This window comes from Micromonospora sp. RTP1Z1, from assembly GCF_033804685.1.
GTDB lineage: Bacteria > Actinomycetota > Actinomycetes > Mycobacteriales > Micromonosporaceae > Micromonospora.
This window is the reverse complement of sequence record NZ_JAPFQV010000018.1, coordinates 55,509-74,539: the sequence shown is the minus strand read 5'-3', so window position 1 is coordinate 74,539 and position 19,031 is coordinate 55,509. Positions and strand designations below refer to the sequence as shown.

At 71.7% G+C, this 19,031-nt stretch carries 17 protein-coding genes and 1 tRNA gene; 8 read left to right on the top strand and 10 right to left on the bottom strand.

Annotated features, from left to right (window positions below):
• Positions 1 to 150: 150 nt before the first annotated feature.
• Both SLP03_RS12085 and SLP03_RS12080 read right to left on the bottom strand, forming a co-directional pair.
• Positions 151 to 2,349, bottom strand: coding sequence for a (Fe-S)-binding protein (locus SLP03_RS12085; protein ID WP_319460647.1), 2,199 nt, complete (start codon positions 2,347 to 2,349; stop codon positions 151 to 153).
• Positions 2,350 to 2,717: 368 nt separating this feature from the next.
• A complete protein-coding gene (locus SLP03_RS12080; protein WP_319460646.1) occupies positions 2,718 to 2,981 on the bottom strand; it encodes a cell division protein CrgA in 264 nt (87 codons plus the stop codon).
• A 231-nt stretch (positions 2,982 to 3,212) separates the two neighbouring features.
• Here SLP03_RS12080 and SLP03_RS12075 point away from each other — a divergent pair, with 231 nt between their 5' ends.
• The 4 genes from SLP03_RS12075 to SLP03_RS12060 are packed head-to-tail and all read left to right on the top strand — an operon-like array spanning position 3,213 to position 6,577.
• Positions 3,213 to 4,019 carry a DUF881 domain-containing protein gene (locus SLP03_RS12075; protein ID WP_319460645.1) on the top strand — a complete coding sequence of 269 codons (807 nt, stop codon included), beginning with the start codon at positions 3,213 to 3,215 and terminating at the stop codon, positions 4,017 to 4,019.
• On the top strand, positions 4,016 to 5,641 hold the full coding sequence (locus tag SLP03_RS12070; protein ID WP_319460644.1) for a class E sortase: 1,626 nt from the start codon (positions 4,016 to 4,018) through the stop codon (positions 5,639 to 5,641). Before SLP03_RS12075 ends, SLP03_RS12070 begins: the two co-directional genes overlap by 4 nt.
• Positions 5,642 to 5,643: 2 nt before the next feature.
• The gene (locus SLP03_RS12065; protein WP_319460643.1) at positions 5,644 to 5,922 is read left to right on the top strand and encodes a hypothetical protein; all 279 of its coding nucleotides are present in this window, start codon (positions 5,644 to 5,646) and stop codon (positions 5,920 to 5,922) included.
• Positions 5,923 to 5,926: 4 nt separating this feature from the next.
• A complete protein-coding gene (locus SLP03_RS12060; protein ID WP_319460642.1) occupies positions 5,927 to 6,577 on the top strand; it encodes an aminodeoxychorismate/anthranilate synthase component II in 651 nt (216 codons plus the stop codon).
• 15 nt (positions 6,578 to 6,592) lie between these two features.
• Here the strand turns inward: SLP03_RS12060 and pknB are convergent, their stop codons facing one another.
• The 7 genes from pknB to SLP03_RS12025 all read right to left on the bottom strand — a co-directional run bounded on the left by pknB (position 6,593) and on the right by SLP03_RS12025 (position 15,471).
• Positions 6,593 to 8,404: a Stk1 family PASTA domain-containing Ser/Thr kinase gene (gene pknB, locus SLP03_RS12055; RefSeq protein WP_319460641.1), complete on the bottom strand. Its 1,812-nt coding sequence runs from the start codon at positions 8,402 to 8,404 to the stop codon at positions 6,593 to 6,595.
• Complete coding sequence (locus tag SLP03_RS12050; RefSeq protein WP_319460640.1) at positions 8,401 to 9,753, bottom strand: serine/threonine-protein kinase; 1,353 nt, start codon at positions 9,751 to 9,753, stop codon at positions 8,401 to 8,403. The genes pknB and SLP03_RS12050 overlap by 4 nt, the downstream gene beginning before the upstream one ends.
• 1 nt (position 9,754) lies before the next feature.
• On the bottom strand, positions 9,755 to 11,260 hold the full coding sequence (locus SLP03_RS12045) for a peptidoglycan D,D-transpeptidase FtsI family protein (RefSeq protein ID WP_319460639.1): 1,506 nt from the start codon (positions 11,258 to 11,260) through the stop codon (positions 9,755 to 9,757).
• Positions 11,257 to 12,687 (bottom strand): FtsW/RodA/SpoVE family cell cycle protein, encoded by a 1,431-nt coding sequence (locus SLP03_RS12040; protein ID WP_413644507.1) that lies wholly within the window; start codon positions 12,685 to 12,687, stop codon positions 11,257 to 11,259. The genes SLP03_RS12045 and SLP03_RS12040 overlap by 4 nt, the downstream gene beginning before the upstream one ends.
• Positions 12,688 to 12,775: 88 nt before the next feature.
• Entirely contained in the window at positions 12,776 to 14,191 is a 1,416-nt protein-coding gene (locus SLP03_RS12035; RefSeq protein WP_319460638.1) for a PP2C family serine/threonine-protein phosphatase, read from the bottom strand.
• On the bottom strand, positions 14,188 to 14,673 hold the full coding sequence (locus SLP03_RS12030) for an FHA domain-containing protein (protein WP_319460637.1): 486 nt from the start codon (positions 14,671 to 14,673) through the stop codon (positions 14,188 to 14,190). Before SLP03_RS12030 ends, SLP03_RS12035 begins: the two co-directional genes overlap by 4 nt.
• A gap of 6 nt (positions 14,674 to 14,679) precedes the next feature.
• Positions 14,680 to 15,471 (bottom strand): DUF3662 and FHA domain-containing protein, encoded by a 792-nt coding sequence (locus SLP03_RS12025; protein WP_319460665.1) that lies wholly within the window; start codon positions 15,469 to 15,471, stop codon positions 14,680 to 14,682.
• 207 nt (positions 15,472 to 15,678) lie between these two features.
• Here SLP03_RS12025 and SLP03_RS12020 point away from each other — a divergent pair.
• The 4 genes from SLP03_RS12020 to SLP03_RS12005 all read left to right on the top strand — a co-directional run bounded on the left by SLP03_RS12020 (position 15,679) and on the right by SLP03_RS12005 (position 18,580).
• Positions 15,679 to 15,764, top strand: a tRNA-Leu gene (locus SLP03_RS12020).
• A 106-nt stretch (positions 15,765 to 15,870) separates the two neighbouring features.
• Positions 15,871 to 16,944, top strand: a complete 1,074-nt coding sequence (locus tag SLP03_RS12015) for an NAD-dependent epimerase/dehydratase family protein (protein ID WP_319460636.1) — start codon at positions 15,871 to 15,873, stop codon at positions 16,942 to 16,944.
• Complete coding sequence (locus SLP03_RS12010; RefSeq protein WP_319460635.1) at positions 16,941 to 17,747, top strand: WecB/TagA/CpsF family glycosyltransferase; 807 nt, start codon at positions 16,941 to 16,943, stop codon at positions 17,745 to 17,747. The genes SLP03_RS12015 and SLP03_RS12010 overlap by 4 nt, the downstream gene beginning before the upstream one ends.
• 146 nt (positions 17,748 to 17,893) lie before the next feature.
• Positions 17,894 to 18,580, top strand: coding sequence for a hypothetical protein (locus SLP03_RS12005; protein ID WP_319460634.1), 687 nt, complete (start codon positions 17,894 to 17,896; stop codon positions 18,578 to 18,580).
• On the opposite strand, the gene SLP03_RS12000 is transcribed toward SLP03_RS12005, so the two are convergent.
• Positions 18,548 to 18,949, bottom strand: a complete 402-nt coding sequence (locus SLP03_RS12000) for a hypothetical protein (protein ID WP_319460633.1) — start codon at positions 18,947 to 18,949, stop codon at positions 18,548 to 18,550. The two genes, SLP03_RS12005 and SLP03_RS12000, sit on opposite strands and share 33 nt — an antisense overlap.
• Between the last annotated feature and the right edge of the window lie 82 nt (positions 18,950 to 19,031).

Here is a 19,031-nt window from a genome sequence, read left to right as displayed (position 1 = left end):
AGGCCGTCGATGAGCGAGATTGTTCCACGGGCCGGCCCGGGGCACGACGTCACGCCCGGCCGTGGTGGCGGGCACCTCCTGAGACGACGATGCGGTGGCACCTCGTGGGTGCCACCGCCGTCGTGTGTCCGCTTTCGCGGGGGTACGACCTCAGCCGGCGACCGGCGCGGTCTCCTTCTCACCCGGCGCGACGTCCGGCTTGACCGAGCGGAGCAGCACGCTGGCCACGTCGATGACCTCGACCTGCTCGCCGGCGCCCTTGCCGTTAACCCCGTCGTTGAGCATCGTCGAGCAGAACGGGCAGCCGACCGCGACGGTCCGCGCCCCGGTGGCGATGGCCTCCTCGACCCGGTCCACGTTGATCCGCTTGCCGATCTTCTCCTCCATCCACATCCGGGCGCCGCCGGCGCCGCAGCAGAAGGAGCGCTCGCTGTTGCGCGGCATCTCGGTGAGCTCGCCCTGGATGGCGTCTCCGAGCACCTCGCGAGGCGCGGCGAAAACCCGGTTGTGCCGGCCCAGGTAGCAGGGGTCGTGGTAGGTCACGCCGCCGTCGACCGGCTGCACCGGGGTGAGCTTGCCCGTGCTGACCAGGTGGGCCAGGAGCTGGGTGTGGTGGACCACCTCGAACTCGCCGCCGAGCTGGCCGTACTCGTTGCCCAGGGTGTTGAAGCAGTGCGGGCAGGTGGCCACGATCTTGCGCTTGGCCTTCTCCCGACCCTCGAACGCCTCGTTCAGGGTCTCCACGTTCTGCTGGGCGAGCATCTGGAAGACGAACTCGTTGCCGATCCGGCGGGCCGGGTCGCCGGAGCAGGTCTCGCCCTCGCCGAGGATCGCGAACGTCACGCCGGCCTCGTTGAGCAGCGTGGCGACCGCCCGGGTGGTCTTCTTGGCGCGGTCCTCGAACGCGCCGGCGCAGCCGACCCAGAACAGGTACTCGAAGTCCTCGACCTCGCCGACCCGCGGCACCTCGAAGTCGAGGCCCTTCGTCCAGTCCTCGCGGGTGTTCTGCGGGGCGCCCCACGGGTTGCCCTTGTTCTCCAGGTTGCGCAGCATGACGCCGGCCTCGGACGGGAAGCTCGACTCGATCAGCACCTGGTAGCGACGCATGTCGACGATGTGGTCGACGTGCTCGATGTCGACCGGGCACTGCTCGACGCAGGCGCCGCAGGTGGTGCAGGACCAGAGCACGTCCGGGTCGATGACGCCGCCCTCCTCGGCGGTGCCGATCAGCGGCTTCTCGGCCTCGGCGAGGGCCAGCACGTCCATGTGGGCGAGCTGCGCCGCGGTGGCCTTCTCCTCACCGGTCAGGTCCTTGCCGCCGCCGGCCAGCAGGTACGGCGCCTTGGCGTACGCGTGGTCGCGCAGGCTCAGCACGAGCAGCTTCGGCGACAGCGGCTTGCCGGTGTTCCAGGCGGGGCACTGCGACTGGCAGCGGCCGCACTCGGTGCAGGTGCTGAAGTCCAGCAGGCCCTTCCAGGAGAACTGCTCGACCTGGGCGACGCCGAACTGGTCCTTCTCGGGGTCGGCCTCCTCGAAGTCGAGCGGCTTGCCGTCGCTCATCATCGGCCGCAGCGCGCCGAGGCCGGAGCCGGCGGGCTTGGCCGGCTCGCGCTTGAAGAAGATGTTGGGGAACGCCAGGAAGCGGTGCCAGGCGACACCCATGGTGACGTTGAGCGAGATGACGATGAGCCACGTCATCGAGATGACGATCTTGATCAGGGCGGCGACGCTGACGCCGGCCGTCCAGGCCGGGAGCGCGGCGCCGACCGCGTGGCTGAGCGGGGTGGCCCAGACCGGGTACTCGAAGTGGTCGGTGGCCACCTTGAAGCCTCGGATCACGAAGCCGAAGATCAGGACCAGCAGCACGACCCACTCGACGAAGTAGCCCTGCCACATGGTCGAGCCGGTGAACCGGGACCGGTTGCCGGGCCGGTTGGGCCGGTTGCGCAGCCGGATCGCCATCAGCACCAGGATGCCGACCAGGCCGAGGATGCCGATGAGCTCGGTGGCCAGGCCGAAGACCGTCCAGTGCCCGATGATCGGCAGGCCGCCGGTGGTGCTGACCACCTCGAAGTACGCCTCGAGCACCAGCAGCGACAGCACGATGAACCCGACCATCACGAACCAGTGCGCGGCGCCCACCAAGCTCCACTTGAGCATGCGGGTGTGACCGGCGGTCTCCACCAGCATGGTCTTCGTGCGGGTGCCCTTGTCGGTGAACCGCTCCGGCGCCGGTTGACCCAGCCGGATGACTGCCACCATCTTCATGACCGCGCGTACCGCAAGCCCCACCGCCACGGCGGTGATGGCGGCCGCGAGGATCGTGGTGACGATCTGGACGCTGCCCATCGAGTTGGCCTCCCGGTCTGCTGCATGGTCGAGCGGCTCGGCGACCGGGTACGGCTCACGGCGCGGGTGGCGTTGCGCCGCTCCCGCTGCCCCGACCCGACCGGTCGATGACCTCGCTCCGCTCGGTCATGCAGTGCAGCCTACGCGCAAGGTTACCCAGCAGTAACGTGAGTCATCTCGCATCGGCCACGCCGCCCTGCCGACACCTTAGGTGGACCGGGCGGCGCGCGACGGGCAGGGGCCTCGTGGCGTGACGTACATCCACCGCCCGAGCGGCGACGCGCGCGTGGCCGGCGGCGGCCCACCCGTCGTACGACAGGCCAACGGCCCGGCCCCCGGAAGGGGAACCGGGCCGGACGTCGACCGGGTCAGCGCCAGCGGGAGAGCAGGATCAGCGAGCCGACCATCGCGCCGAAGCCCACCGCGAGGTTCCAGTAGCCCCACGTGGCGACCGGGTACGCCTGCTCGGAGAGGTAATACACGACCAGCCAGCCGATCCCGACGACGATCAGTGCGACGGCGGTGACCGGCAGCCAGACCGGGCTAGGCTTGCGCGTCGCCGCCGTCGCCGTCGGACGCACGTCCGTCGGCGGGGTGTACACCTTCTTCTTGCGGACCTGAGACTTGGGCACGACGCTCTCCAGAGGGGTGACGACCTCGTTCGGCCTGACAACCGGGCGCGGAAGCGACGGTCCATGGCCAATAATGTTTCGACAGCTAGCGTAGTCCCGACGGACCGCCCAGACCACGAATGGGGTCAGGCCGGTGCACGGAGTGACCGGAAAAGGCGGGACCTTTCGGGTCCAGCAGAGCGGTCCGCCCCCTCACGGGCCGGCCCGAGACGACGGGGAAGGAAACGCCCGGTGGAGTACACGTCCGGCGCCGCCTCCTGGCAGAAGGTCCTCCGGCGGGCGGCGGCCGGCCTGCTGCCGCGGCGCGCACGCCAGCGACAACCGGGCTGGTCGATCGCGGTGCCGTTGATCGCCGCCGCGGCGGGACTGCTCTTCACCACCTCCGCGACCACCGCCGGCGGCACCGCACTGCGGGAGGACCGGCGACCCCAGCTCACCCAGCTGATCGAGGACCGCCGCGAGCAGGTCGAGACGAGCGAGCAGCAGGCCGCGCGGTTGCGCGCCGAGGTCGAGGGCCAGACCGCCGCCCTGGCTGACACCGGCGGCCCGATCAAGGCCCAGCGGGACCGGGCCGCCGCCAGCCGGCAGGCCGCCGGATTCACCGCGCTCACCGGCACCGGGGTCACCATCGAGCTGAACGACGCGCGCCTGCTCAACGGCCAGGCTCTGCCCAAAGGTGCCAGCAACGACGACCTGGTCGTCCACCAGGGCGACGTCCAGGCTGTCGTGAACGCGCTCTGGGCGGGCGGGGCCGAGGGCATGTCAATCATGAATGTCCGCGTGCTGAGCACCAGCGCGGTACGCTGCGTCGGTAACACCCTGCTGCTGCACGGCCGGGTGTACTCCCCTCCGTTCAAGATCGTAGCGATCGGCGACCCCACTGCCCTCCAGCAGGCGCTCGCCGCGTCCGAGGGAGTCCGGTGGTTCAAGGAAGCGGTCGACCACTACCAGCTGGGCTACCACGAGATGGTCTCCACGGTGACGGTGCCGGCGTTCGAGGACTCGACCACCCTCCGGTCCGCGAAGGTGCCGCGATGACCCAGGACGGCCGCCCCCCGGGGCAGGACGGGCGCCACCGCGACCAGCGCGAAGACTCCACCGCGCCCATCCCCCGGGTCGACCGGCCGGCACCAGACGCGGCGCCGCCCCGACCCGCGCTCGACCTGCCCTGGCCGGAGCCGACCAGACCCCGCTCGCCGTCGCCCCGTCCGCCGGCGGCCGGCCCCGCCCCGGTGCCGGCGCGCGAGCCCGGCACGCCGGGCCCGACCAGCGCCCACGCCGGCCCGGCCGGCCCGTACCGTTCGCCGCCGCCGGCCTGGCCGGGGAACGCCCAGGCGCGCCCGTCGATGCCGGCCGCCCCGCAACGCCCGGCCGCCACCGCCCACGAGCCACGCCGACCGGACCCTCCCGCCTGGCAGGCCGCGGGACTGCCCGCCACCCCCGGCGTACGTCCGGCGACCGTCGGCGACGCGCCGACCGCGATCATCCCCACGGTGGGTGCCCGGCCGAAGAGTCGACCCGCTGCGACCCCGGACGTCGGCTCACCCGCCACCGGGAACGCCGGACGGGCCGGAAATGCACCTCGGGCCGGAGGCACACCTCGGGCCGGCGACCCATCCGCGGCCGGAGCGCCGGCGGGCGGCGTGATTCGGGCCGGCGCACCGGGCGACGGCGTACCTCGGACGGGAGCGGCGGCCGGCGGCGGCCCGGCGCGGCCGGGAGCCGGCCCGGCGGGTTCCATGGACCCGGCGGCCACCGCCGTGATCCCGGCCGTCACCGGGCGACCGGCCAGCCACCCGGGTCTGGACTTTACGGCGCTGATGGGCGCCGTACCGCCAGTCGGGGACACCGGCGACGCCCCCGACCGCGAGACCGACATGCCGGCCGAGCCGTCCCGTCCGCGCCGGGGTGAACGCGTGGTGCAGCTACGGCCGGAGCAGACCGGTGAGGGCTACAAGAGCGTCTACTCCGAGCTGACCCGCCCCTCGTTCGCCTCGCGGCTGCGGTCCGGCGTCCGGCTCACCGGCGAGGTGCTGATCACCTTCGGCCTGGTGGTACTGCTCTTCGCCGGCTACGAGATCTGGGGCAAGTCGGTCATCGTCGACGCCCACCAGAACGACCTGAACAGCGAGCTGTCCCAGGAGTGGGGCGGTCCCGACCCGACCGTCGGGCCGACCGGGCCCAGTGAGAAGCCCGCGCCGCCGGTGGAGGGCAAGCCGCTCGCCGGCCTCTACATTCCCAAGCTCGACAAGCACTGGGTCGTGATCGAGGGGGTCAGCCCGGACGACATCCGGTACGCCCCGGGCCACTACCCGAAGAGCGCGCTTCCCGGCGAGGTGGGCAACTTCGCCGTGGCGGGGCACCGCATCCGGGCCACCTTCTGGCGGCTCGACGAGCTGAAGTCCGGCGACGACATCGTGGTCGAGGGCAAGACCGAGTGGTTCATCTACAAGGTCTACAACAGCCATGTCGTCAAGCCGAGCCAGGTCGAGGCGGTGGCGCCGGTACCGATGAAGCCGGACGCCAAGCCGACCGAGAAGCTGCTCACCCTGACCACCTGCAACCCCAAGTTCGACAACTACCAGCGCCTGATCATCCATGCCCGGCTGGACCACTCCCAGGCCAAGTCGGCAGGTCGCCCGGCGGAGCTGGGAGGCTGACGATGTACGCGTGGATCTGGCGCAAGCTTCCGTTCGGGCTGGCCGGCAAGCTGGCCGGCTCGGTGCTGCTCGCCGTCGCGACGGTGGCGCTGCTCTGGTTGGTGGTCTTCCCGTGGGCGGAGCCGCTGCTCCCCTTCGACGACGTCCAGGTCACCCAGGAGTCCGGTGACACCGGGGGCCAGGAGGGCGACCTGACCGTGCCCAGCGGCGCGCCCACGGACGAGGAACTGCCGTACAGCACCGAAACGAACAACGCCCCGCCCTCCACCCCGAACAGGTGACCCGATGCGCGTCCTGGTGATCGACAACTACGACTCGTTCGTCTTCAACCTGGTGCAGTACCTCGGCCAGCTCGGCGTCGACTGCGAGGTCCGACGCAACGACGAGATCGACGTCGCCGAGGTCGGCCGGGTCGGTGCGGACGGCGTCCTGCTCTCCCCGGGACCGGGCAGCCCCGACCGCGCCGGCATCTGCCTGGACGTCATCCGGGAGTACGCCGGCAAGCTGCCCCTGTTCGGTGTCTGCCTCGGCCACCAGGCCATCGGCGAGGCCTTCGGCGCGACCGTCACCCGGGCGCCCGAGCTGCTGCACGGCAAGACCTCCGAGGTACGCCACTCCGGGGTCGGTGTGCTCGCCGGGCTGCCCGACCCGTTCACCGCGACCCGGTACCACTCGCTGGCCGTACTGCCGGAGACGCTGCCGGACGAGCTGGAGGTCACCGGCCGGACGGAGTCCGGCGTGGTGATGGCGATGCGGCACCGCACGCTGCCGGTCGAGGGGGTCCAGTTCCACCCCGAGTCGGTGCTCACCGAGGGCGGGCACCTCATGCTGGCGAACTGGCTGGCCGTGTGCGGCTACCCGGAGGCGCTGGAGCGGGCTCCGGAGCTGGCCGCCGAGGTGGACGCCCGCCGCCGGGCCGCCTTCGCCGCCGCCTGACCGGCCAACTCACCGTTACTGAGTGGCCGCCCCGGGTGGCCGGGTGGTGGGCAACGGCCAGCCTCCACCGCCACCGGGCGTGGTCGGCGTACCGCTCGGGTTCGGGCTCGTCGGCGTGCCGCTCGGCGTCTCGGTCGGCGTGGGCTCCGGGATGTCGACCTCGATCGTGACGGTCTTGCCCCGCGGCAGTTTGGTGCCAGGCTTCGGGTTCTGACCGCTCACCTTGCCGGCCTGGTTCGCCGGCACCTCGACGCCGTCCCGGACCTTCACGTCGTAGCCGGAATCCTTCAGCCGCTGGATGGCCAGGTCCTTGGTGTAGCCGCGGACGTTGGGCACCTCGTTGACGTTGCCCCGCGACACCTCCACCTTGACGGTGCTGCTGGGGGCCACCTGGCTACCTTCCTTCGGGTCGACGTCGACGACCGTCCCCTCCGGCAGGCCGCTGTCGACCCGGCTGTCGTCGACCACGAGGCCCAGACCCTCAAGCTGCGGCTTGACGTTCGCGAACTGGGAGCCTTTCAGGCCAGGAGGGATAGTGACCTCCTTCTTGCCGCCGCAGACCTTGATGGTCACGTCCCGTTTCTTCTCCAACTGCGAATCGGCCGGCGGATTCTGCTCGACCACCGTGCCCTTCTCGCAGGTGTTGTTGAGCACCGACTCACCGAGCACCGGGGTCAGGCCCGCCCGCTGGATCTCCGTGAAGGCGGTGGCCTTCTGCTTGCCCCTCAGGTCCGGGACGGTGACCTTGTCGTTGCCGCCCTCGTTGAGCAGCAGGGCGGCGACCAGGGCGATCACGGCGAGCACACCGAGCGCGGCGAAGGTGGCGATCACCCAGGATGAGCTCTTGCGCTTGCCCGGGTCACCGACCCGGGCCGGAACCTGCCGAGCCTGCGGTCCCATCACCTGGGTCTGGTAGCCCCCGGCGGCCGGGGCCATCGGGGCGGTCTCGTCCTCGCGCAGCACTGGGGTGGCCAGCACCGGCCGGCCAGCGGCCGCCCGCAGCAGGTCGGCCCGCATCTCGCCAGCGCTCTGGTAGCGGTTGAGCGGGTTCTTCGACAGCGCCTTGAGCACGATCGCGTCGACCGCCGGGGTGACGTCCGGGTTGATGTCGCTCGGCGTCGGCGGCGCCTCCCGGACGTGCTGGTACGCGACGCTGACCGGGCTGTCCCCGACGAACGGGGGGTGCCCGCAGACCAGTTCGAAGAGCACGCAGCCGGCGGCGTACACGTCGGAGCGGGCGTCGACCGCCTCGCCGCGGGCCTGCTCGGGCGAAAGATACTGGGCGGTGCCGATGACCGCGCTGGTCTGGGTCATCGTGGTGACGCCGCTGGCCAGCGCCCGGGCGATGCCGAAGTCCATCACCTTGACCTGGCCGGTCTGGGTGAGCATCACGTTGCCCGGCTTGATGTCCCGGTGGATGATGCCGTGCCGGTGGCTGAACTCCAGCGCCGCGCACATGTCCGCGCAGATCTCCAGCGCGCGGCGCGGCTGGAGCCGCCCCTCGACGCCGAGAAGCTCCTTGAGGGTCCGTCCGTTGACGAACTCCATCACGATGAACGGCAGCGTCTCGCCGGTCGGCGCGGTCTCCTCGCCGGTGTCGTACACGGCGACGATGGCCGGGTGGTTGAGCGAGGCGGCGTTCTGCGCCTCCCGGCGGAACCGCATCTGGAAGGTGGCGTCCCGGGCGAGGTCGGTCCGGAGCATCTTGATCGCGACATCCCGACCGAGCCGGAGATCGCGACCGTGGTGCACCTCCGCCATGCCGCCGTAGCCGAGCAGCTCGCCGACCTGGTACCTGCCACCGAGCAGGCGGGCCTGCGCTGTCATCGCGTCTCTCGTCCTTCGCTCGTCGTCGTCTCGCCGCCAGCGGGCTGGAGCCGTACCCCACGACGGTACGACGTCCGGACCAGCTCGTCGGCTCCGTGGGCCCGCACCGCGCCGGAGGTCACGCTCACCGGAGCGAGCGCGCCGGTGTCACCGGATGCCGCGCCCGTCCGGTACTTGTAGGAAATCACGCCGGAGCAGAGCAGGACCAGCACGGCCACCAGGACGGCGGCCCACCACAGCCCGGCCCGGGACCGGCGGGGTGCCGGCAGCGGCGGAGCCGGGGCGGCCGGCGGCCGGGGGTACCCCAGCGGGTTGTGCTGGCGGGGCGGCGGAACCGGCGCCGCCCCGCGCGGGGCGACCGGCGACGCCACCGCCGACGGCCGGGCCGCGACCGGCGGGCGCGGCGCCACGGCGGACGGGCGCGGCTGCTGCCGCGACCCGGTGGGGACCTGGGCGCGGGCCGACGGCGCGGCCGGCGACGCCGGTACGCCGGAGGTCGGCTGTGGGTGGGCGCCGGTACGGGCCTGCTGCGACAGCGCCAGCTTGGCCTGCCGGGCGACGCCGGCCAGCGCGGCGGCGCTCGGCCAGCGGGCCGCCGGATCCTTCGCCAGGGCCCGCTCCACGATCGCCTTGACCTGCGGCGGGATGTCGTTGGGCAGCGGCCGGGGCGCCTCGCTGACGTGCTTCATGGCGATCTCGAGCGGGTTGTCCCCCTCGAAGGGACGCCGGCCGGCGAGGCACTGATACGCGACAACGCCGAGCGCGTACACGTCGGACGCGGGGGTGGCGACCGCGCCGGTGGCCTGCTCGGGCGAGATGTAGGAGGCGGTGCCGAGCACCGAGCCGGCCGCGGTGAGCTGGCCGACCAGGTCGGAGCGGGCGATGCCGAAGTCGGTGAGCACCAGCGTGCCGTTCGGCCGCACCAGCAGGTTGCCGGGCTTGACGTCGCGGTGCACGATGCCCTTCTCGTGCGCGGCGTGCAGCGCGTCGGCGGCCTGGGCCAGCAGGGCCATCGTCCGGGCCGGGGTGAGCCGGCCGACCCGGCTCAGCGTCGAGGAGAGGGCGTCGCCCTCGACGTACTCCATCACCAGGAAGGCGACGTTCTGGTCGCTGCCGAAGTCGTAGACGTCGACCACGCCGGGGTGGTTGATGGTGGCCATGGAGCGCGCCTCGCCGCGGAACCGCTCGGCGAAGCCCGGATCGTCGAGCAGCGCCGGGAGCAGGCTCTTCACCGCGACCGTACGGCCCAGCACCTGGTCGGTGCCGCGCCAGACGTCGCCCATGCCACCGCTGGCGATCCGCTCGTCGAGGCGGTAGCGGTTGCCGAGCTGGACGCCGGGGCTGAGCATGTCAGCGGCCCCCGGAGTCGGCGATGGCCGCCTGCATGATCTTGCCGGCGATCCGGGCCGCCTCATGGCTGCCGCCGCTGCCCGCCTGCTCCAGCTCCACGCAGACCGCGGAGATCGGGGTGCCGTTCTTGTCCAGCGCGAAGCCGATGAACCAGCCGTGGTCGGGCGTGTTCGGCCCGGACTGGGCGGTGCCGGTCTTGCCGCCGATGGTGTAGCCGTTGATGGCGGCCGATTTGCCGGTGCCGTTCTGGACCACGCTGACCATCATGTCCCGCAGGTCGTTCGCGACCTGGCCGCTGACCGGCCGGCGCAGCTCGCGCGACTTGGCGGAGTAGTAGCTGGTCGTGCGGTCCGGGGCGAGCAACTGCTTGACCAGGTACGGACGCATCTGGCTGCCGCCGTTGGCGACCGAGGCGGCGACCAGCGCGCCCTGGAGCGGGGTCATCCGTACGTCGCGCTGACCGATGGAGGACTGGGCCAGGGCTGCCGGGTCGGTGGCCCCGCCCGGGGCGGTCATGTCGCCGGTGTGGCTGGCCGCGACGGGCAGGCCGCCCTCGTTGAGCTGCCCGACGGTCAGGTCGTCCTGCTCGAAGCCGAACTGGCGAGCCTTCTCCCTGACCTTGTCCGCGCCGAGCTTCACACCGAGCTGGGCGAAGCCGGTATTGCAGGACTCGGTGACCGCCTGGATCAGCGTCACCTGGTCCTGCGGGCAGATCGAGTCCGCCGCGTTCTTGATCGGCTGGCCGGAGGTCGGCGGGGTCCAGCTCTGCCCGGCCGGAATCCTGGTCTCCTTGCTGAGGCCGTTCTCCAGCGCCGCGGCGGCCACCACAATCTTGAAGGTGGAGCCGGGCGGCAGCGTCTCCGACAGCGCTCGGTTGGCCAGTGGCCGGTCCGGGTCCTTCTCCAGCTGGTTGTACGCCGCCGCGGCCTCGTTCGTGTCGTGGCTGACCAGCGGGTTCGGGTTGAAGCTCGGCATGGAGACCAGCGCCTGCACCGCCCCGGTCCGCGGGTCGATCGCGATGGCCGCGCCCTTCTTCGCCCCGACGTGGTTGTCCTGGAGCTGCTTGAACGCGGTGTCCTGGGCCCGCTTGGAGAGGGTGAGCAGCACGTTGCCGCCGCCGGTCTCCTCCCCGGTGAACATGTCCTTCACCCGGTTGCCGATCAGCTGGTCGCTGGTGCCGGCGAGGAAGTCGTTCTCGATCTTCTCGATGCCGGTGTCGGCGAGGTTGACCGGCTTGTAGCCGAGCACGTGCGCGTACGTCTCCCCGCCCGGGTAGGAGCGCAGGAACCGCAGCTTGCCGCCGGTCTCCTTGCTGAGGGCGTACGCGGTGCCGCCGACCTCGATGTTGCCGCGCTTGCGCTCGTACTCGGCCACCTGGACCCGGCCGTTGTAGTCGCTGTTGCGGTATTCGTCGGCCTTGTAGGCCTGGATCCAGTTCAGGTTCGCGAAGAGCAGGCCGAAGAGGATCATGACGACAACGCCGACGCGGCGCAGGGGTGCGTTCACGGCCGGATCACCTCCGTGGGGGCACCGTGCAGCTGCTCGGGTGGGCCGCCGGACGGGCGGGCTGCCGGACCGCCCGTCTTCACCGGCTGGCGCGCGCCGTCGGAGACCCGGAGCAGGACCGCGATGAGCAGCCAGTTCGCCATCAGCGAGGAGCCGCCGGCGGAGAGGAACGGAGTGGTCTGGCCGGTCAGCGGGATGAGCTTGCTGATCCCGCCGACGATCACGAAGACCTGAAGGCCGAGGGTGAAGGCGAGACCTCCGGCGAGCAGCTTGCCGAACGAGTCCCGCACCGCCAGCGCCGCCCGCAGGCCCCGCTCGACGACCAGCAGGTAGACCACGAGCAGCGCGGAGAGGCCGAAGAGCCCGAGCTCCTCACCGATGCCGGCGAAGATGAAGTCGGTCTGCACCTCGGGCAGCAGGGTCGGCTGGCCGGCGCCCGGGCCAGTGCCGAAAAGGCCGCCGGTGCCGAGGGTGAGCAGACCCTGCACGAGCTGGTAGCCCCGGTCGTACGGCTCGGCGAACGGGTCCAGCCAGATCTGCGCCCGGTCGTAGAAGTTGAGGAACGGGCCGCCGACCGTGCTGCCCAGCAGGTACGCCACGTAGGCGCCGCCGAAGAAGAGGATCAGACCGATGAGCAGCCAACTGACCCGTTCGGTGGCGATGTAGAGCGTCACCACGAACATACCGAAGTAGAGCAGCGAGGTGCCCAGGTCCTTCTCGAAGACCAGGACCAGCAGGCTGATCATCCAGACCACGAGGACCGGCCCGAGGTCCCGCCCGCGCGGGAAGTCGATGCCGAGCACCCGCCGGCTCGCCAGCGACAGCACCTCGCGCTTGCGGACCAGGTAGTACGCGAAGAAGGCGAGCAGGGCGAGCTTGGCGAACTCACCCGGCTGGATCGAGAAGCCGCCGATCCGGATCCACAGCTTGGCGTTGTTGATCTCGGAGAAGCGCGCCGGCAGCACCGCCGGGATCATCACCAGCACGATGCCGGCCAGCCCCAGGGTGTACGCGTACCGGGAGAGCGAACGGTGGTCCCGCACGATCGCCAGCAGGCCGGCGGCCAGGATCACCGAGGCGAGCGTCCAGGCGAGCTGCCGGCCACCCGTACCCGCGAAGATCGCCAACGTCTCGCGGTCCGCCGGCGCCGCCTTGGCCAGGTCGTACCGGCGCAGGAAACCCACGCCGATACCGTTGAGCAGGGCGACCGCCGGCAGCAGCGCCGGGTCGGCGAACGGCGCCAGCCACCGGATCACCAGGTGCAGACCGATGAAGACCAGTCCCAAGGCGGCGGCCGGCATCCAGAAGTCCGGGGTGACCGTGTCCAGCACGTTCGCCTCGACCGTCGCCGCGTACGCCGCCACCAGAACCATGGCGAGCAGCAGCAGGGACAGCTCGGCGTTGCGCCGGGACCGGGCCAGGCGCACGCCGGGCTGCTCACCCGTGGAGGCGGGCGAGGCTGCCGGTACGGCCGCTGCGGCGGTCACGGATGCGTCCTCGGTGTCGAGCCGATGCTCACTCCGGCGACCGGCAGCCCGCCGGGTCGGCCGGCGGGACGGTGTCGGAGGGGACGGCGTCGGGCGTGGTGGTCGGCACGGGTGTGGCGGTCACCGGCGGCCGACCGCTAGCGCTGACGGGCGGGGCCAGCGCCGAGGCGGTACCGGCCGGCGTCGGGCTGACCACCGCGGCCGTCGGGCTCGGCGGGCAGATCGGCTTGAGGTTCGGGTTCGCCGGGTCGTCGCTGGTCAGGTCGGCCAACCGGCGCTGCGCGTCCGGCTCGCTCTTGGCCTGGATGCCCTGCTTGACCTGCTCCTGCGCGGCCAGCGTGAGGTCGTCCAGCTTGGCCCCGCTGGTGGAGTGCAGGCTGGACAGGTCGAGGCCGGCGATCTGGCCCGGCACGCCGCGGAAGACGGCGAGCTGACCCTGCTCGGTGGCGCCGACGTAGTACTGCCGCTGGGTGTAGCTCCACCCGGCGAAGAGGCCGCCGCCCAGGATGATCAGCAGCGCCACCAGCATCGCCGCGCTGCGCAGCGGGCGGTGCCGGCGCCGTTCCGGCTCGTCGTCGCGGTTGTCCGCGGGCTCCTCGGGGGCCGACGGGCGTGGCGCGGACAGCGCCGAGGCGCGGGCCGCCGGGGTGGAGACGTCGGCCGAGGTGGCCATGCCGCGGTCCCGGGCCGCCGCGCCGCCGACGATCGGGGACGCCTCGACGATGTCCTGGTCCGTGGCGTCGGCGATGATCACCGTGATGTTGTCCGGGCCGCCGCCCCGCAGCGCGAGCTGCACCAGGCGCTCGACACACTGCTGCGGGTCGGGATACTCCCGCAGGGTGTCGCCGATGGTGTCCGCGCTGACCACGCCGGAGAGCCCGTCGCTGCAGATCAGGTAGCGGTCGCCGGGGAGCACCTGGCGGACGCTGTACTCCGGGTCGATGTCGCGGCCGTCCAGGGCGCGGGTGAGCAGCGAGCGCTGGGGGTGACTGCTCGCCTCCTCCGCGCTGATCCGGCCCTCGTCGACGAGCATCTGGACGTACGTGTCGTCCTTGGTGATCTGCGCGAACTCGCCGTTGCGCAGGAGATAGGCCCGCGAGTCACCGATGTGGACCATGCCGATCTTGCTGCCCGAGAAGAGGGTGGCGGTGAGCGTGGTGCCCATCCCCTCCAGCTGCGGGTTGGCGTCCACGGTGTCGCGGAGATGTTGGTTGGCGGTGCCCACGGCAGAACGCAACGCATCGACGAGAGCGTCCCCAGGGACGTCCTCGTCGAGCGGCGCCATGGCACCGATGACAATGTTGCTGGCGACGTCACCGGCGGCCATACCGCCCATGCCGTCGGCGACGGCGAGCAGCCGCGGCCCGGCGTAGACGGAATCTTGATTGCCGTCTCGGATCAGACCGCGGTCACTGTGGGCCGCATAGCGCAGGGTCAGAGTCATGGCCGTAATTCGAGAGAAGTGCGGCCGATCCGGATCGGCACGCCGAGGGGGACGGGGGTTGGTCCGGTGACCTTAGCGCGATCCAGATAGGTGCCGTTAGTCGAGCCGAGGTCCTCGACGAACCACTGCCCGTCGCGCGGCACGAGCCGGGCGTGCCGCGCGGACGCGTAGTCATCGGTGATCACCAGCGTGGAGTCCTCGGCCCGCCCGATGGTGATCTGGGCTTCACCGAGGGTGATCCGGGTGCCGGCCAGTTGGCCGGCGGTGACCACCATCTGGTGGGCGGCCCTGCCTCGCTTCACCTTCGCCGGCTTCGCCGCCTGCCCGGTCGAGGCACCGACCGCGCGCGGCGCGGCCACCAACCGACCCGATCGGGCCCCTGCGAAGAGGTCCCGGCGGATGACGCCGACCACCGTGAACACGAAGATCCACAGCAGGATGAGGAACCCGAACCGGGCGACGGTGATGACGAGTTCCGGCAAGGCGGGTCAGCCGTCCACGCGGAAGGTCAGGGTGGTCGTGCCGAGCTGGATCATGTCGCCGGGGTTGAGGGCGACGGCCGAGACGCGCTGGCCGTTGACCATCGTGCCGTTGGTGGAGCCGAGATCGGTCAGCACGACCTGGCCGCCGTCGAAGTCCAGCCGGGCGTGTCGCCGCGAGATCCCGACGTCGGGCAGGCGCAGGTTGGCCTGGTCGCCGCGGCCGATCACCGTGGAACCCATCTGGAGCGGATAGGTGCGACCGTCGCCGGAGACCAGCCGGACGTTACGACCGCCGCCCTGGCCGGGCGGGGGGCCGTAGCCGCCGCCCTGGTCGTACGCCGGGTACGCCGGCTGGCCGGCGTCATAGCCGCCGGGCGCGGAGACCGGGGCGACGTCGCCGCCGGTGTAGACCTCGGCGGTGACCCGGAACATGCCCGTGTCCAGCCCCTCGCCGCGCTCGATCTCCACGATCACGTCGCCGTAGACCGTCCAGGCCTGCTCGCCGATGAACTCCGCCTGCGACTGGGCCAACTCCTGGGCCAGCGCGGCGGCGTACGGCGCCAGCCTGCTGTGGTCGTACGGCGAGAGATCGATCACGTAGCGGTTGGGCACCAACGTGCGCCCACCGGCCAGGATCGCCTTGTGCGCCTCGGCCTCCCGCTGCATGGCGTTGAGGATCTCCACGGGGTGGACCACCCCTTTGAAGACCTTGGCGAAGGCCCCCTCTACCAGGCCTTCCAGACGCTTCTCGAAGCGTTGCAGCACGCTCACCGGCTCCTCCTCGGGTCCCGAGGCAATGATGGTATCCGGACAGCGCCCTCGCAGCTCACATGCCGCTCGGCCCGCCGCCGGCGGCCTGTTCGGGCGGACCCCTCGGGTCGTGCTAAAGTTTTGTCCGCCACGAACGGTGATCGCTCGTGGCGATAACCAGTGACAGCGTAATATGTCCGGGCACCCGCCGCAGGCGGCGGGAGCGATGGGATACGATGTTGCAGGTTAAGCCACGGGGAAGTGGCGGAATGGCAGACGCGCACGGTTCAGGTCCGTGTGTCCGAAAGGACGTGGGGGTTCAACTCCCCTCTTCCCCACCATCACGAGGGCTCCGCGGGCGCGGGGCCCTCGCGCCGTGTCGGGGCGTGCCGGACATCACGCTATGCTCCGATGGTTTCCCTGCCTCCTAGTGACCAGGAGTGGCGTGTGACTGTCGCGTTGGTGACCGGCTCGGGCGGCCTGATCGGCTCCGAGGCGGTCCGGCACTTCGCCGGCCTCGGGCTCGACGTGGTCGGCATCGACAACGACATGCGGCAGGAGTTCTTCGGCGCCGAGGCGTCGACCGCCTGGAACGTCCGCCGGCTCACCGACGAGCTGGGCTCCGGATACTCGCACCACAGCATCGACATCCGGGACCGCGACGCGCTGGCGAAGATCTTCACCCGTTACGGCCGGGACATCGCCGTGGTGATCCACACCGCCGCGCAGCCGTCGCACGACTGGGCCGTCCGGGACCCGTTCACCGACTTCGACGTCAACGCCGGCGGCACTCTCAACGTGCTGCAGAACGTCCGCGAGCACTGCATCGAGGCACCGGTGATCCACTGCTCGACCAACAAGGTCTACGGCGACCGGCCGAACAGCCTCCCGCTGGTGGAGCTGGAGACCCGCTGGGAGATCGAGCCGGGGCACCCGTACGAGCAGGGCATCCGCGAGGACATGTCGATCGACGCCTGCCTGCACTCGGTCTTCGGCGCCTCCAAGGTCGCCGCCGACGTGATGGTCCAGGAGTACGGCCGGTACTTCGGCATGAAGACCGCCTGTTTCCGGGGCGGCACGCTGACCGGCCCGGCGCACTCGGCCACCGAGCTGCACGGCTTCCTCGGCTACGTGATGCGCGCGAACATGGAGCGCCGGACGTACAAGATCTTCGGCTACCAGGGCAAGCAGGTCCGGGACGCCATCCACAGCTCGGACGTGGTCTCCGCGTTCGAGGCCTTCTTCCGCAACCCGCGCTCGGCGGCGGTCTACAACCTGGGCGGCGGCCGACACTCGAACATCTCGATGCGCGAGGTCTTCACCCTGGCCGAGGAGATCACCGGCCACAAGATGATCAGCGAGTACGTCGAGGCGAACCGGATCGGCGACCACAAGTGGTGGATCGGCTCGACCGAGGCGTTCCAGGCCGACTACCCGGACTGGAAGCAGGTCTACGACGTGCCGATGATCGCGCGCGAGATCTACGAGGCGAACGTGGACAAGTGGGTGCCGCAGGCATGACCACCGGCACCAAGCGGAACGTGCTCGGCGTACTGGTCGACGCGACCGACTACGCCGCGGCCACCGAGGCGGTCGTCAGCGCCGCGCGGGAGCGCCGCCCGCTGGCCCTGACCGCGCTGGCCGTGCACGGGGTGATGACCGGGGTGCTCGACCCGGCGCACAACGCCCGGCTCAACTCGTTCGACGTGGTCACGCCGGACGGCCAGCCGGTCCGCTGGGCGCTCAACCTGCTGCACGGCGCGGGCCTCACCGACCGGGTGTACGGCCCGGAGCTCACCCTCCGGGTGCTCGCCTGCTGCGCCGACGAGGGGCTGCCGGTCTACCTGTACGGCTCCACCGAGGAGACCCTGGCGCGGCTGATCCCGGCGCTGGAGGAGAAGTTCCCGGCGCTGAAGATCGCCGGCGTCGAGCCGTCGAAGTTCCGTCAGGTGCAGCCCGGCGAGGACGCCGAGATCGCCGACCGGATCCGGGCCAGTGGCGCCCGGCTCGTCCTGGTCGGCCTGGGCTGCCCCCGGCAGGAGGTCTTCGCGTACGCCATGCGGCCGCTGCTGGACATGCCGCTGATGGCGGTCGGCGCGGCCTTCGACTACCACGCCGGCCTGCTGCGCAACCCGCCGCCGTGGATGCAGCGCGCCGGGCTGGAGTGGTTCTGGCGGCTCGGCCTGGAGCCGAAGCGGCTCTGGCGGCGGTACGTCATCCTCAACCCGGCCTACCTGGCGCGCCTGGCCGCGCAGAAGACCGGCCTGTGGAAGGCCACCCCGCCGCCCCCGGCCACGGAACGCCCGGCCACCTTCGCCGTCTGACCCCGGTACGACGCGCGGCGGCCACCTGTGGGGGTGACCGCCGGACGCCGGTGGGAAGGTTGGCTCGGGACCGCTCGCGCGGTGTCGAGACGAGGCTAAGCCGGGAACGACCCCGGTGGGAACATGCCGAATCCGCAATAGCACCGGTGAGATGGCCCCTACGGGACGACGTACGGGACGGACCGGGGACGGCCCCGGATCCGGTGAACGTCGAACTGGGCGAGGCTGGCGGCATGGACGACCATCTCGCCGTACTGCTCCCGGTCGCCGCCGTTTGGGTGGCTGCCGCCGTCGTCGCGGACGGACTGCCCCGGCTGGACCGTGCCCGCGCACTCCGCCGGCGTACCGGATGGTTGTCCGCCCTGACCCTGGCCGGCCTGGCGCTGACCGCCGCGGTGCTGTTCGCGGGCCTGCAGAGCGCGGGCGGCACGCCGGTCGACCGGGCCGCCACCGGTCTCGCCGTCGCGGCGTTCCCGGCGCTGGTGGTCGCGGTCTGCACGGTCCGGCGCGTCCGGCGGCTGCGGGCCGGCGCGGGGGCGTTCGCCCGGGCGCCGGAGACCCCGGCCCCGCACGGCCTGCGGGCCGCCGCGGCGCACCCGCTGATCGGGCTGCCGCTGCAGGTGACCGCCCTGGCGGTCGTCCCGGCCGTGATCTCGGCCGCGGGCGTCGACCTCTTCACCGGGGCCGGCGCGACCGGTGCCGCGATCACCGCCGGCACGCTGGGGGTCGCCGCGATCGGAGTCCGTCACGCGCTGCGGCACAACCGGCTCGCCGAGCGGGCGCTGCCGGCGGCCGTCGCCTCACCGCGAGCGGCCAGCCCCCTGCACATATAGCAGTTCGAGGATCGCCCGGGTCGCCTCGAACCAGCGGTCCAGCCAGCCGGGCGGCGGGACACTGCCCTTCGGGGGCAGCTCCATCAGCAGCCCGCGCAGCAGCGGATGGTCCACCAGGGACTCGGTGGGCTCCGGCGGCCAGCCGGCCGGCGGGAACGACGGCTCGGTGAGCGGATTCGGGTCCAGCGACGGCAGGGACAGCGGCGGACCGGCCTGCTCCGGCGGGGCGCCGTCCCGGCCGCCGATCTCGCTGTCGGCGGAGACCACCTCGGTGAGCACGGTGTCCCGGCGCGCCCCGCGGTACTTGCCGCCGAAGCGCTCCGGCTTGCCCGGGCCGTTGCTGAGGTTCTCTGAACCGATCGTCGTCATCCGTCTCGCCCTGCCTCGCTCGGTTGCCGATCTGTGCGGTTCAACGAGGCGGAGCGGAAGTGGCGACGGGTCACCCCGCGCC